General features: G+C 72.7%; 13 protein-coding genes and 1 tRNA gene. 8 read left to right on the plus strand and 6 right to left on the minus strand.

Features of this window, described 5'->3' with window-relative positions:
• Positions 1–282: 282 nt before the first annotated feature.
• The gene (locus ABD299_RS21805; protein ID WP_344265394.1) at positions 283–1,320 is read right to left on the minus strand and encodes a LacI family DNA-binding transcriptional regulator; all 1,038 of its coding nucleotides are present in this window, start codon (positions 1,318–1,320) and stop codon (positions 283–285) included.
• Between the two features lie 234 nt (positions 1,321–1,554).
• On the opposite strand from ABD299_RS21805, the gene ABD299_RS21810 reads away from it, so the two are divergent.
• The 4 genes from ABD299_RS21810 to ABD299_RS21825 are packed head-to-tail and all read left to right on the plus strand — an operon-like array spanning position 1,555 to position 6,329.
• Complete coding sequence (locus tag ABD299_RS21810) at positions 1,555–2,883, plus strand: ABC transporter substrate-binding protein (protein WP_344265397.1); 1,329 nt, start codon at positions 1,555–1,557, stop codon at positions 2,881–2,883.
• A 20-nt stretch (positions 2,884–2,903) separates the two neighbouring features.
• The gene (locus ABD299_RS21815; RefSeq protein WP_344265400.1) at positions 2,904–3,917 is read left to right on the plus strand and encodes a carbohydrate ABC transporter permease; all 1,014 of its coding nucleotides are present in this window, start codon (positions 2,904–2,906) and stop codon (positions 3,915–3,917) included.
• A 2-nt stretch (positions 3,918–3,919) separates the two neighbouring features.
• Positions 3,920–4,852 carry a carbohydrate ABC transporter permease gene (locus ABD299_RS21820; protein WP_344265402.1) on the plus strand — a complete coding sequence of 311 codons (933 nt, stop codon included), beginning with the start codon at positions 3,920–3,922 and terminating at the stop codon, positions 4,850–4,852.
• A gap of 58 nt (positions 4,853–4,910) precedes the next feature.
• A complete protein-coding gene (locus ABD299_RS21825; RefSeq protein WP_344265404.1) occupies positions 4,911–6,329 on the plus strand; it encodes a GH1 family beta-glucosidase in 1,419 nt (472 codons plus the stop codon).
• On the opposite strand, the gene ABD299_RS21830 is transcribed toward ABD299_RS21825, so the two are convergent.
• Both ABD299_RS21830 and ABD299_RS21835 read right to left on the minus strand, forming a co-directional pair.
• A complete protein-coding gene (locus ABD299_RS21830; protein WP_344265406.1) occupies positions 6,295–7,767 on the minus strand; it encodes a sensor histidine kinase in 1,473 nt (490 codons plus the stop codon). The genes ABD299_RS21825 and ABD299_RS21830 overlap by 35 nt on opposite strands.
• The gene (locus ABD299_RS21835) at positions 7,764–8,465 is read right to left on the minus strand and encodes a response regulator transcription factor (RefSeq protein ID WP_344265409.1); all 702 of its coding nucleotides are present in this window, start codon (positions 8,463–8,465) and stop codon (positions 7,764–7,766) included. The genes ABD299_RS21830 and ABD299_RS21835 overlap by 4 nt, the downstream gene beginning before the upstream one ends.
• Before the next feature lie 32 nt (positions 8,466–8,497).
• Here ABD299_RS21835 and ABD299_RS21840 point away from each other — a divergent pair, with 32 nt between their 5' ends.
• Complete coding sequence (locus ABD299_RS21840) at positions 8,498–9,061, plus strand: hypothetical protein (RefSeq protein WP_344265412.1); 564 nt, start codon at positions 8,498–8,500, stop codon at positions 9,059–9,061.
• Between the two features lie 6 nt (positions 9,062–9,067).
• Here ABD299_RS21840 and ABD299_RS21845 read toward each other — a convergent pair whose 3' ends face one another.
• Together ABD299_RS21845 and ABD299_RS21850 are read right to left on the minus strand one after the other, a co-directional pair.
• Complete coding sequence (locus ABD299_RS21845; protein ID WP_344265414.1) at positions 9,068–9,889, minus strand: spermidine synthase; 822 nt, start codon at positions 9,887–9,889, stop codon at positions 9,068–9,070.
• A gap of 16 nt (positions 9,890–9,905) precedes the next feature.
• Positions 9,906–10,340, minus strand: coding sequence for a hypothetical protein (locus ABD299_RS21850; protein WP_344265416.1), 435 nt, complete (start codon positions 10,338–10,340; stop codon positions 9,906–9,908).
• 175 nt (positions 10,341–10,515) lie between these two features.
• On the opposite strand from ABD299_RS21850, the gene ABD299_RS21855 reads away from it, so the two are divergent.
• The 3 genes from ABD299_RS21855 to ABD299_RS21865 all read left to right on the plus strand — a co-directional run bounded on the left by ABD299_RS21855 (position 10,516) and on the right by ABD299_RS21865 (position 12,572).
• Entirely contained in the window at positions 10,516–11,856 is a 1,341-nt protein-coding gene (locus ABD299_RS21855; protein WP_344265418.1) for an NsdA family TPR-like regulatory protein, read from the plus strand.
• A 184-nt stretch (positions 11,857–12,040) separates the two neighbouring features.
• Positions 12,041–12,403, plus strand: a complete 363-nt coding sequence (locus ABD299_RS21860) for a hypothetical protein (protein WP_344265421.1) — start codon at positions 12,041–12,043, stop codon at positions 12,401–12,403.
• Between the two features lie 95 nt (positions 12,404–12,498).
• Positions 12,499–12,572, plus strand: a tRNA-Lys gene (locus ABD299_RS21865).
• Between the two features lie 96 nt (positions 12,573–12,668).
• Here ABD299_RS21865 and ABD299_RS21870 read toward each other — a convergent pair.
• Positions 12,669–13,973: a M6 family metalloprotease domain-containing protein gene (locus ABD299_RS21870; protein WP_425581396.1), complete on the minus strand. Its 1,305-nt coding sequence runs from the start codon at positions 13,971–13,973 to the stop codon at positions 12,669–12,671.
• Positions 13,974–14,088 lie beyond the last annotated feature (115 nt).

The raw sequence follows: 14,088 nt of genomic DNA on the forward strand, positions 1-14,088 counted from the left end.
CAGGAACTCCTCGCCAACGCCCACCCGCCCGTCAACTGACAGCGGTGGAACCCGGTACGGCTTCCGGTGAGATACCGGCAGTCGGCCGGTGACCATTCCGCCCCCGGCACCCGAGGTGCCGGGGGCGGCCCGCGTTCAGGACATGAACGCATGGCGCCACCCGAGAGGTCTCCGGACCGGGGGCACGTTGCCGGTCCGGGCGGCGAATCTCCCCCGAACCGCCACCGCCGCCCCGCACGCCCGGCGGCGCAGCCGGACAGCGGGACAGCGCCCGCCGCCCGGCTACGACGAAGTCCGCCGCACCAACTCGGTGGGCAGTACCATCCGGGCGCTCTCCTTGGCCTCTCCGCGGATCTGCGCGAGCAGCGCCCGGGTCATGGCCCGGCCCATCTCCTCCAGCGGCTGGCGGAGGCTGGTCAGCGGCGGGTCCATGTGCCGGGCCATGGCCGAGTCGTCGACGCCCACCAGGGCCACGTCCTCCGGGACCGACCTGCCCAGCTCCCGCAGTGCACGGCGGGCACCGACAGCCATCAGGTCGGAGGCGCAGAAGACCGCGTCCAGATCGGGCCGGCGCCCGAGCAGCTCGTGCATCGCCGCGTGGCCGCTCTCCTCGGAGAAGTCCCCGTGCGCCACCAGGGCGGCGGCGTCGGGCCGGCCGGCCGCCCGCATCGCCTCGCGGTAGCCCTCCAGACGGCACTGGGCGGCGTACATGTCAAGCGGACCGGTGATGGTCGCCACCGTGCGCCTGCCCCGGCCCAGCAGGTGCTCCACCGCGAGCTGCGCGCCGCCGAAGTTGTCGCAGTCGACGTGCGGGAAGGACTCCTCCGCCGAGCGGCGGCCGTTCATCACCGCCGGCATCCCGATCCGGGACAGCTCGTCGGGCAGCGGGTCCTCGCCGTGCACGGAGACCATCAGCACCCCGTCCACCCGGTGGCCGGAGGCGTACTGCGCGAAGCGCTGCCGCTCCTTGGGGGTGCGGATCAGGGTGAGCAGGAGCTGGATGTCGGTGTCCGCCAGCTCGGCGCTGACCCCGCGGATGATGCCCGAGAAGTACGGCTCGGCGAAGAGCCGGGCCTCCGGCTCGGGCACCACCAGCGCGATGGCGTCCGCCCGGTTGGCGGCCAGGGTGCGGGCCGCCTGATGCGGCACGTAGCCGAGATCCTTGATGGCCCGCTCCACGGCGGCCCGGGTCCGGTCGCTCACCCGCGGCGATCCGTTGATCACCCGCGACACGGTCCCGCGGCCCACCCCCGCGCGGGCCGCGACCTGTTCCAGTGTCGGTCTTCCGCCGCGGCCGCTGCCGCGCCTAACCATCGTCATCGTTTCCTCCGGTGGTCGCCCAGGGTCCAACTACATCACGGAAACCAGGACGTTATGTCTGACGGCTTGACACCCGTCGGGGGGTCGGGAAATGTTCAACCCATCACCGTTGGGAGCGCTCCCACTCCCGTCAAACCCTACAGAACCCGTACGTTCCGAGCCCGGGCCCACCCCCACGTGCCGCACCAGACACCGGCCGGGAAAGGCAACGTCACCGCCAGGAGGACGACCACCATGCGCAGGACAACCCGTACGCCCCACCGGCACAGCCGGACCAGCAGAGCCGTCGCGGCGGGCATCGCCGCCGCCCTGGGGACCAGCCTGCTCGCTGCCTGCGGCAGCGACGACAACGGCGGAGGCGACGGCGGCAACGGCTCGGGCGACGTCACGATCTCCGTCGGCGTCTTCGGTCAGATGGACTTCACCGAGCTGTACGACGAGTACATGGACGAGAACCCGCACGTCAAGATCGAGCAGAACTCGATCCAGGAGAACCGGGACTACTACCAGCAGCTGATCACCCGGCTGCCCACCGGCAGCGGCCTGAGCGACATCCAGGCCATCGAGGTCGACAACATCTACGAGATGGCCAACGACCTCGGCCAGTACTGGGTGAACCTCAACGACTCCGAGCACGCCGACCTGGACCACTTCGTGGAGTGGAAGCGCGACCAGGCCACCAGCCAGGACGGCCGGACCATCGGCTTCGGCACCGACATCGGCCCGATGGCCATCTGCTATCGCACCGACCGCTTCGAGGAGGCGGGCCTGCCCACCGACCGCGAGGAGGTCGGGCAGCTGTGGGCGGACGACTGGGCTCAGTACATTGAGGTCGGCGAGCGGTTCATGGAGAACACGCCGAGCGACATCGCCTACGTCGACTCCGCCGGCGGCATGTTCAACGCCGTCCTCAACAGCTTCTCCGAGCAGATGTACAGCGCCGACGGCGAGGTCATCTACCAGGAGAGCGAGGCCGTGCAGAACGCCTGGGACCTGGGCGTCGCGGTGGCCGAGGCGGAGATGAGCGCCGGCCAGGACCAGTTCTCCGAGGAGTGGAACCGCGCCTTCTCCAACGGTGACTTCGCCACCATCTCCTGCCCGGCCTGGATGCTCGCCTACATCCAGGACAAGGCCGGCCAGGACGGCGAGGGCAACTGGGACGTCGCCGCTGCCCCCCGTCCGGCGAACTGGGGCGGTTCCTTCCTCGCCGTCCCGGAGGCCTCCAAGAACCAGGACGAGGCCGTCAAGCTCGCCAACTGGCTGACCGCGCCCGAACAGCAGGCCAAGCTGTTCAACACCCAGGGCAACTTCCCGAGCTCGGCCACCGCACAGGACTCCCCCGACGTCCAGGACACGACGCACGACTACTTCCGCGGAGCTCCGATCGGCCAGATCTTCTCCGACGCCGCGCAGGGCATCCCGACGATCATCGTCGGCCCGCGGAACCAGACGATCCGTGAGTCGCTGACCGACGGTCTGGTCATGATCGAGCAGCAGGGCGAGTCCCCCGACGACGCCTGGGACGCCACCGTCCGCCGCATCGAGAACGCCCTGGCCGACTGACCCGACCCGGACAGAGAGCCATGACGACTGATCACCGCGCCGCCGCGCCCCCCACGAAGCTGGGGGGCGCGGCCCCGCCCACCGCCTCATCACCCGACCCGAAGGAGCAGCGCCGCGCCCGGCGCCGCTCCCGCCGCTATATGCGGGACACCAAGTGGAGCCCGTACGCGTTCATCGCCCCGTTCTTCCTGTTCTTCGGGGCGTTCGGGCTCTTTCCGCTGATCTTCACAGGCTGGGCGTCCCTGCACCGGGTGACGCTGCAGCAGCCCACCACCATGGAGTGGGCCGGGCTGCACAATTACACCCGGCTGCTGAGCGACGAGTTCTTCTGGAACGCCCTGCGCAACACCTTCACCATCGGCCTCATCGCCACGGTGCCGCAGCTGCTGATGGCGCTGATGCTGGCGCACCTGCTCAACTACAAGCTGCGCAACAGCATGTTCTTCCGGGTCGCGATGCTGACCCCGTACGCCACCTCGGTCGCCGCCGCCACCCTGGTCTTCGCCATGCTCTACGGGCGCGACTACGGCATGATCAACTGGGCGCTGGGGCTGGTGGGCATCGACAAGATCGCCTGGGAAGCCGGGACATGGACCTCCCAGTTCGCGGTGTCCACCATCGTGATCTGGCGGTGGACCGGCTACAACACGCTGATCTACCTGGCCGCCATGCAGGCCGTGCCCAACGACCTGTACGAGTCCGCGGCACTGGACGGGGCCTCGCGCTGGCAGCAGTTCATCCATGTGACGATCCCCTCGCTGCGGCCGACCATCCTGTTCACGGTGGTGGTCTCCACCATCGGGGCCACCCAGCTCTTCGGTGAGCCGCTGCTCTTCGGCGGCACTCCCTCCGGCGGGTCCCAGCACCAGTACCAGACGCTGGGCCTCCATCTGTACGAGGTGGGCTGGTCCTTCTACAACCTCGGCCGGGCCTCCGCGATCGCCTGGGCGATGTTCCTGATCCTGATCATCATCGGTCTGCTCTACTGGGCCGTGGCCCGCTGGATCGGACGCAGTACCGGAAAGGGGGCCTGACCATGAGCGGTGCGACCGTACGGCCGGCTCCGGGCCCTCAGCGGGCCACTGAACCGACACCTCCCCGTCCGCCTTCGGGACGCCGGCGCCGCAGGGCGAAGGCGGGCAGCGCCGGCCGGACGCTGCACGCGGGCTGGCTGACCTACGTCATCCTCATCCTGTTCACCATCGGGTCGCTGTTCCCGCTGGTGTGGACCGCGTTCGCCGCCTCGCACACCAACACCCGGCTGGCCCAGACGCCGCCGCCCTTCTGGTTCGGCGGCGAGCTGTGGTCCAACCTGGACCAGGCGTGGAACACCGCCAACATGGGGCTGGCGCTGTACAACACGCTGTTCGTCGCGAGCACCATCACGGTGAGCACCGTGCTGTTCGCCACCCTGGCCGGGTTCGCGTTCGCCAAGCTGCAGTTCCGGGCGAAGAACTTCCTGCTGCTGCTGGTGATCGGCACCATGATGGTCCCGCCGCAGCTGAGCGTCGTGCCGCTGTTCATGGCGATCGCCGAACTGCAGTGGACCAACCACCTGCAGGCGGTCATCCTGCCGATGATGGTGAGCGCCTTCGGCGTCTTCTTCATGCGGCAGTACCTGAGCCAGGCCCTGCCGACCGAGCTGATCGAGGCGGCCCGGGTGGACGGTGCGCACAGCCTGCGGGTGGTGTGGCACGTGGTGTTCCCCGTGGCCAGGCCGGCCATGGCGGTGCTGGGCATGCTGACATTCGTGATGGCCTGGAACGAGTTCTTCTGGCCGATCATCGCGCTCACCCAGCAGAACCCGACCGTCCAGGTCGCCCTGACCGGTCTGGGCCGCGGCTACGTGCCCGACCAGGGCGTCATCATGGCCGGCGCGCTGCTGGGCACGCTGCCCCTGCTGATCGCCTTCGCCCTGTTCGGCAGACAGATCGTCGGAGGCATCATGCACGGCGCCATCAAGGGCTGAGCCGGCCCCTCGCACGGCCTCGCACTCTTCAACGACACCCGTAAATGGGAGCGCTTCCATGACTGAAAACAAACCCCGCGTCTTCCCCTCCGACTTCGTCTGGGGTTCGGCCACCGCCGCCTACCAGATCGAAGGAGGCGCCCGCGAGGGCGGTCGCACCCCCTCCATCTGGGACACCTTCAGCCACACCCCCGGCAAGGTGCTCGCGGGCGACACCGGCGACGTGGCCTGCGACCACTACAACCGGTGGCAGGACGACATCGACCTGATGTCCGAGCTCGGCCTGGGCGCCTACCGGTTCTCGGTCTCCTGGTCGCGGGTGCAGCCCACCGGCCGGGGACCGGCGGTCCAGCGCGGCCTGGACTTCTACCGACGGCTCGTCGACGGACTGCTGGACCGCGAGATCAAGCCAGTGCTCACCCTCTATCACTGGGACCTTCCCCAGGAGCTGGAGGACGCCGGCGGCTGGCCCGAGCGGGAGACCGCCGAGCGGTTCGCCGAGTACGCGCGACTCGTCGGCGAGGCCCTCGGCGACCGTGTGCAGATGTGGACCACACTCAACGAGCCGTTCTGCTCGTCGTTCCTCGGCTACGGCTCCGGGGTGCACGCCCCGGGCCGGACCGAACCGGAGTCGGTACTGCGCTCGGCCCACCACCTCAACCTGGCGCACGGGCTGGGCACCGCGGCCCTGCGGTCGGTCCTGCCGCGCACCGCCGAGGTGTCCGTCACCCTCAACCCCGGAGTGGTGCGCCCGTACTCGGACTCGGAGGCGGACGCGGACGCCGCCCGGCGCATCGACGCCCTGCAGACCCGGATCTTCTCCGGCCCGCTGCTGCACGGCGCCTACCCCGAGGACCTGCTGGCGGACACCTCCCACGTCACCGACTGGTCCTTCGTGCGGGACTCCGACCTGGCCGCCATCTGCCGGCCGCTGGACTCCCTGGGCATCAACTACTACTGCCCGACCCTGGTATCGGCCCCCACCGGGGACGAGGCCGTCAAGGGCCACGACGGCCACGGCTCCTCCTCCCACTCCCCCTGGGTCGGGTCGGAGAACGTGGTGTTCCACCAGCACCCGGGCGAGCTGACCGAGATGGGGTGGAGCATCGACCCCACCGGTCTGACCGACCTGCTGCTGCGGTTCCACGGCGAGTCCCCCGGCCTGCCGATCTACGTGACCGAGAACGGCGCGGCCTTCGACGACAAGCCGGACGCCTCCGGCCAGGTGCACGACCCGGAGCGGATCGCCTACGTGCGCGGCCACCTGTCCGCGGTGCACGAGGCCATCCACCGAGGTGCCGACGTCCGCGGCTACTTCCTGTGGTCCCTGCTGGACAACTTCGAGTGGGCCTACGGCTACAGCAAGCGCTTCGGCATGGTCTACATGGACTTCGAGACGCTCCAGCGCATCCCGAAGTCCAGCGCCCGCTGGTACTCCCGGGTCATCGGGTCGGGCGAGCTGCCCGTCGCCGGCTGACGGCTACCCGGGCGGGCCCGGCCGCCGGAGGGGACGGCCGGACCGCCCGGGGGCCGCCGGGCGCGCCTTCCAGCGAGAGCCACAGCCGCACCTCGGCTCCGCCCAGCACCGAGCGGCCCACCGTCACATCGCCGCCGGTGGACTCCGCCACCCGGCGGACGATGTCCAGCCCCAGGCCCGTCGATCCCGGGCCGCCGTCCCCGTGGCCACGGCGCAGCGCCGCCGCGGGGTCCGCGATGCCCGGCCCGGCGTCCGACACCAGCACGATGACCGCGTTCTCCGCCTCGACGTGGTGGACGTCCACCGCGAACGGCGTGCCCTCCGGGGTGTGCCGGAAGATGTTGCCCAGCAGTGCGTCCAGCGCCGCCGTGAGCTCGGCGGACGCGACCGGGACCCGCAACGGCCGGTCCACCCCCGCCAGCCGGACCTGCCGCCCCTCGTCCTCGGCCAGGGCCGACCAGAAGTCCATCCGCTCCCGGATCACCGCGGCCGCGTCCGTTCCGGCCGGCCGTCCCCCGGCCCGCTCCCGCACGGCGCCCTCCACCGCGGCCCGCTGCTCGCGGGTGCCGCGGATGATGCCGTCCACCTCGCGCTCCAGGTGCTCGACGGCCTGCCGGGTCTGCTCCGCCGCGTCGCCCTCCCCCAGCGAGGCGGCGTTCAGCCGCAGCACCGTCAGCGGGGTCCGCAACCGGTGGGAGAGATCGGCGGCCAGTTCCCGCTCGTTGGCCAGCAGCCGCGTCACCTGGCCGGCCATCGCGTTGAACGCCGCCGCTGCGGCGCGGAGTTCCGCCGGGCCCTGCTCGGGTACCCGGACCTCCAGCCGCCCCTCCCCCAGCTCGCGCGCGGCACTCGCCAGCTGCTCGGCCGGACGGACGGTGCGCCGGCCCAGCCGGTCGGCGACCGCCACCGAGCCGATCACCAGCGCCAGCCCGACCCCGGCCAGCACCAGCCAGGAGGTGCCGACCCCGGCGGTCAACGCGGCGGCGGGGACGAAAACCTCGACCACCGCGATCCGGCCGCCGCCCACAGCGGTCGGCTGGAGCAGGGAGACGCCGCCCTCCACCTCGACCGTGGCGGCCCGTCCCAGCTCCGCGGCCTCCCGCAGGTCACTGCCGGAGACCCGGTGCCGGCCGATCGCCCCCGCCTCGTCGCCGCCCTCCCGCTCCCTGCCTTCTTCCTCCCGGCCCTCCCCGCCGGCCGGCAGGTGCACGGCGATCCGCCCCTCGGCACCCGCCCGGGTACTGGCCACCGCGCGCCGCAGCTGCTCCCGGTCGGTGGTGATGGCCAGCGCCGGGCCGATGGCGGCCGCCTGCCGCTCGGCATCGGCGAGCGCCCGGTCCCCGACCATCTCCTTGACCACCAGCCCCAGCGGCACCGCGAAGGCGAGCGTGACCATCGAGGTGACGGCCAGCGCGATCCGGACCAGGGCCCACCTCATGCCGGATGTCCCGGCGCGGGCGCCTCCAGCTTCACGCCGACCCCGCGCAACGTGTGCAGATAGCGTGGCCGGGCCGCCGTCTCGCCCAGTTTCCGGCGCAGCCAGGACAGGTGGACGTCGATCGTCTGGTCGTCCCCGTAGGCCTGCTGCCAGACCTCGCTGAGCAGTTCCCTGCGGGCCACCACCACACCCGGCCGGGCTGCCAGGAAGGCCAGCAGGTCGAACTCCCGGCGGGTGAGATCCAGCGCCCTTCCGTCCAGCTCCGCCCGGCGCCGCAGCGGATCGACGACCAGTCCGCCGACCCGCAGCGCACTGTCCTGTCCCGGGCCGCGCACGCCGCGGGACCGGCGCAGCACGGCGGCCATCCGCGCGGCCAGGTGTTCCACCGAGAACGGTTTGACCAGGTAGTCGTCGGCACCGTCGTTGAGCAGCCGGACGATGCCGGCCTCGTCGTCCCGCGCGGTGGCGATGATGACCGGCACGTCGGTGACGCCGCGCAGCATCTTCAGTGCCTCCCCGCCGTCCAGGTCGGGGAGCCCCAGGTCGAGGATCACCACGTCGAAGTCCCTCCGCGAGACCTCGCGCAGCGCTTCGAGGGCGGTGCCCACGCTGCGGACGGTGTGGGAGGCGTCGGTCAGATGCCGGATGAGTGCCGAGCGGACGAACTGGTCGTCCTCGACCACGAGCACGTGAGCCATGCGCGGCACCGTACGCCATTAGGGTGAGCCTGATGCGACGACAACTGGCGCATGCCGGTGCCTGGCTGGCGGCCACGGGCGCGGCCGGCACCGTTTCCTGGTTCGGCGTGCACGCGGTACTCACCGGTGCGGCGCACGATCCGCCTCGTGCGGTGCCACTGGCCGCTCCGGCCGGGGAGCCGGAGGACATCCCGGCGCCGGACGCCTCGTCCACCCAGCGCCCGCCGGCCGACGGGGAACCCACGGACGCCGGCGAGCCACGCGAGGAGGAGGGAACAAGCCCGGCCGACACCGATGCCTCCGCGGGCGGGCCCCCGGGCGGGCCGGAGACACCCGGCGCGTCCGTCGCACGGCCCCCGTCCGCTGCCCCGCCCGGTGACGTGGAGACGGTGGCCACCGCCGGCGGCCGCGCCGTGTTCGACGTGGGGCCCGGCTCCTGCGCGCTGGTCTCCGCGACCCCCGAGCACGGCTGGGAGATGCGGGTGTGGACTCAGGAGCAGTGGATCCGGGTGACCTTCTCCTCGGGGGAGGGCGCGCACTCGGTGTTCTGCACCTGGCACGGCCACGAACCGGTGATCGAGACCCACGAGGAGTGAACCGGATCAGCCGAAGGTACCGGGCGGCGGCGCCGGGGAGGCGCCTGCCGTCGCGTCGGTGGTCACCGGCGCGCCCGCCGTGAAGTCCGCGAGCTCACGGCCGGTCAGCAGCCGGGCGGGCTGGGGGTCGGTGGCGCAGCGGCGGGCCAGGCAGGCGTGCGGCAGCGGGGTGTCTCCCGCCATCAGGACCGCGTTGCCGAACCGCCTGCCCCGCAGCACCGCCGGCTCGGAGACCAGGCACACATGCGGGAAGCGGCTGAGCACGGTGGCCACCTGCGCGCGGAGGTGACGCAGGGGCGGGCCGTCGGTGATGTTGGCCGCGTACCTCCCGCCGTGGCGCAACGTGCCGCGGACGGCGTCCAGGAACTCCGCACTGGTGCAGTGGGCGGGCGTGCGCGCGGCCTCGAAGACGTCCGCGACGACCAGGTCCGCCCAGCCCTGAGGGGTCCGTTCCAGAACGGCGCGGGCGTCCGCGCCGCGTACCCGTATGCGGCTGCCACCGGGCAGCGGGAGCTCGCGGCGGACGAGCTGGGTGAGGCGGGTGTCCGGCTCGGCCACCTGCTGGGCCGAGCGCGGCCGGGTGACGGCGATGTAGCGGGCCAGGGTGAGGGCGCCGCCGCCCAGGTGCAGCACCGACAACGGCCGGCCCGGGGGGCCGGCGAGGTCGGCGACGTGGCCGAGGCGGCGCTGGTAGGCGTAGGACAGCCGGGCGGGATCGTCGAGATCGACGTGCGACTGGGGCGCCCCGTCCAGCAGCAGTTCCCAGCCGCGCGGCCGGTCCGGGTCGGGAAGCAACCGGGCCAGGCCGCCCCCGACCTCCTCCGTCACCGCTCGCCTGCCGCCACTACGCCGCCGTTCGCCGCTGCCCGCCACCCGGCCCAGTATGCAGGGACCTCAGCAGGGACGCGGCCTCGACCACCGCCAGGGTCTGGGTGGCCTCGATCAGCGCCCGTCGCAGCCGGGCGGGGTCGGTGAAGGGGCGGACCCCCGCGGCCCCGGGGGGCACCAGCCACGAACGCCCCGCCCCGCACGGGCGGGCGGCCGCCCCGGCCCGGGAGCAGACGCTGGCCGGCAGGTCCCAGTGGCCGGACGTGCCGGCCGGGACCAGGAACGTCAGCGTGTCGCTGCCGCTGTCGTGGACGACCGGACCGAGTCCGTCGCGCAGCCGCAGGACGTCCACGGCCTCCAGGCCCTCGCGGACCGGGACGGTGATCAGATCGGGGCCGTCGGGCCGGGACGCTGTCCGTGGGCCGGCGGTATCCGGGACGGTGTCCACCATGATGGGGCTCCTCCTCCGCACTGTCGGTACACCAGGTGCAACGCGGCACGGCTGTCAAGGGCTACGGCCGGGGACCCCCGCAAAGGATGGCAGTTCATGGCAGACCGCACGCCGAATATCCGTTTTGCACCCACATGGGGCAATCCCTGGTTTCGCCAGCCGGTACTGTCCCGCCATGGCGACGAGTCCCAACCGCGTCTTCCGGGAGCTGCGGGGCCCTCTCTCGCCCGGTGAGTTCGCCGCGGCGGTGCGGCGCGCGGCGCGGGAGATCGGGGAACGGGTCTCCTGCGACGCCCGCTACATCGGACGGGTGGAGGCCGGCGAGATCCGCTGCCCCAACTATGCCTATGAACGGGTCTTCCGTCACATGTTCCCGGGCCGGACCCTGACCGATCTGGGATTCGAGCCGCGAGAAGCCGTACGCCGGCGCGCGTCCGCCGCCCGCACCGCCGGGCACCTTCCCCCCGAGCACAGCACCACCGAGTACAGCACCACCGAGCACAGCGAGGAGAGCGACGTGCTGCGTCGCGCATTCATGGCCACAGCACCGGCCGCCGTCGCATCCCTGACCCCCCTGGGGGCAGCCGCCCCCGCCGCAGCCGCGCCCGGCCCGGCGGGCTCGGCGGACGCCGCCGCGGTGGAACGGACCGTGCGGGACATCCGGGTCGCCGACGACCGGTACGGCGCCGACGGCCTCTACCGGCATGCCGGGGAGTCCCTCCGGGCCGCCCAGGAACTCCTGGACGCCGGGGCCCGGCAGCAGGCAGTCAGCGACCGGCTGCACTCCGGGGCCGGTGAGCTGGCCATCACCGTCGGATGGCTGGCCCACGACTCCGGGCGGTTCGCGGACGCCCGCTCCAGCTACGCCGAGGCGCTGGCAGCGGCCCGGGTCAGCGGCGACCTGGGCCTGGAGGCCCACGCGTTCTGCAACACCGCCTTCCTCGCCCGTGACGCGGACCGCCCCCGGGAGGCCGTGCGTGCCGCCCAGGCGGGACAGCAGGCCGCACGGCGGCTGCCCTCCGACCGGCTGCGGTCACTGCTCGCCCTGCGGGAGGCGGGCGGCTGGGCCGGTATGCGGGAGCGGAGCGCCTGCGAGGAGGCCCTCGGCCGGGCCCGCACTCTCTTCGAACGCGGCCCGCACGAGGCCGACCCGGAATGGATGACCTTCTTCGGCCCCGCCGAACTCGCCGGGCTGGAGGCGCAGTGCTGGTCGGCCCTGGAGGACTGGCCCCGAGCCGCCCGGTGCGCCCGGCTGGCGGTGGCACTCCAGCAGCCGCACTTCGTGCGGAACACCGCCCTGTTCTCGGCCGAACTGGCCGGTGACCTGGCCGGCCAGGGGGAGGCGGAGGAGGCGGCGGCCGCCGGCCACCGCTCGCTGGACCTGCTCGGCCAGGTGCAGTCGACCCGGATCAGCGGGATGCTGCGGGAAACCGCCGGCCGGCTGCGGCCCTGCCGGTCCGTTCCGGAGGTGGCCCGCTTCCTGGCCCGGCAGCGCGACCGGGAACGGGCCGGCTGACGCGAAGGGGCGGGTGGCACCCCGGGCACCGGCGGTCCCCCGGCCGGCGCCGGCGGGCGGGCCGTGCGGTACGGGCGGCGGCCTCCCGCGACTCCCGGCGATCCGGTGGACAGGACGGATTCGCGCGGCACAATGGATCGCCGCACCATCGCCAGGGGGACCGTCGACCGTGGAGGCAGAACCGATGTCCGAGCCCGGCCAGCATCCCGAGCCGCGCGGTGGCGCCCCGCGCTTCCGGCGGCCGGCCGCACTGTTCTCCGAGCCGCCCGCCGGGCAGCCCGATCAGGAGCACTTCTTCGACCTGGAGTCGATCACCGATCCGCGGGAGCTGCTGGCCCGGTCGACGGAGCTGGCCGTGGCGTTCCGGACCGCGGCCGACCGGGCCGTGGAGTTCCAGGCGATGGCCGCCGCCCAGCTCGCGGATCCGAAGCGGTTCGACCGGCTGCCGGCCGCGGCGATCGCGGACCGGGCCGGCTGGACCGAGGACTACGCCGGGAAGATGATCGAGTACGGCCGGGACCTGCTGCGCGGGCAGCCCCGCGCCTGAGGCCCCGGCGCGTCGGCGCAGGTGGCGGCGCTGAGGGTCGGACATACCGATTTTCGCGGTCGCCGGTGCGGATGCTAAGGTCTCTGTGTCAGCAGGCGCCGCTAGCTCAGTTGGTTAGAGCAGCTGACTCTTAATCAGCGGGTCCGGGGTTCGAGTCCCTGGCGGCGCACGCAAGGCCGAAGGCCCCTCGCCACACGAGGGGCCTTCGCTCTGCCGCGCCCGTTCTCGGGCAGGACCGGGCGCGGCCGGACAGGTCCCGCACGTTTCAGTCCCGGTGCTCCGGCCCGGCAGGGGTGCGGCCCGGTGGATCGATCACGATCTTGAGGTGCCAGCCGCCGGAGGCGGTCCGGTCGCCGACCTCCACGCGCACCCCCTCGTCCACCAGATGGAAACCCTCCCCCGCGCCCAGCGGGGCGTCCGCCAGCCGCGGGTGCACCGAGCTCCCGTGGCACGCGCCGGGGCCCGGATGGCCGTCCAGCACCTCGACCGGTCCCTCGCCGGACGCCACGTCGCTGCGCACCCGGTACAGCAGCACGCCCTCCGTGCACGCCGTCGCGTCGTTCCCGGTCCGCGTACGGGCCTCGGCGACCAGCGCCTCGTGCGTCCCCAGGGGCACCACCGCCATCCGGGTGTCGCCGGCGGGGTACTCACGGTCCAGCGGGGCCCCGAGCGGCTCCAGGGTGTGCCGGGAGGTACCCGCCCCCCGGACGCAGTCGATCACCTCGGGTCCCAGCCAGCCCAGCTTCCACTTGTGCCACCCCAGCAGCTCCGGTGCCAGACCGAACTGGCTGCCCATGACGTCCCAGTCCCCCACATGGGTGTCCCAATCCCCGATGTCACCCTCCGGACGGTTGTACAGATCCGGGAGATCGAACAGATGGCCGGTCTCGTGGGCCAGCACATTGCGGTCGGGGGAACGCCGCTCGAACACCGTGACGAGCCGGCTGATCTCCGCGCCGCCCACCTCGACAGGACGCTCGAAGTTCACCACCTTCGTGGCATCGGAGTCCACGCCGGGCGCGTCCGGGTCCGCCACCAGGTAGACGATGTCGTGGGCGCCCGCATCCACCAGCGGTCCGACCGCGGCGAGGGCGTCCCGCAGGTAGGCCGAGCGCAGTCGCGGGTCCCAGTCCCGGCTGATCCCGTAGGACCGCGAGGTGCCCGGCATCCGCGCCCACCGCGGCACCACGTGCGGCTCCAGGCGGACCGCTCCGTACGAGGCGCGGTGGAAGAACTCCGAGGTCGCGGGGAAGTACTCCGCGGCCAGGTCCCCGGGGTCGGCCACCGGATCGGCGTCGGGGAACGAGAGGAAGAGCATCACCGCCGTCACCGTGCCGTCCGGGCGCCGGTAGCTCTCGTCCCAGGAGTCCACCCCCAGGGAGTGGTGGATGCCGGTGCGCGCCAGGGTGCACGGCTCGTCGGCCACGGCGTCCCCTCCGGGCCCGGCGGTCAGGGCGCTGCCGATGAGCACGGCCAATGCCCCGAGGATCGCCGCGGACCGCAGCCAGGGGCAGCGCCGGCGCCCCGCCGAGCGGGTCCCCGAGGACTCCCCGAACGCAGCCGCTCGCACCACGCGGACCTCCCGCCGCCCATCGGAACACCGCCACCACTGTGGGCGATATGCCCGTTACGCACCTCTCAGGCTGGGCCGGTCGGACCAATGCCCGATATTCACACTGCGTAAT

Source organism: Streptomyces sodiiphilus, from assembly GCF_039529215.1.
GTDB classification, from domain to species: domain Bacteria; phylum Actinomycetota; class Actinomycetes; order Streptomycetales; family Streptomycetaceae; genus Streptomyces; species Streptomyces sodiiphilus.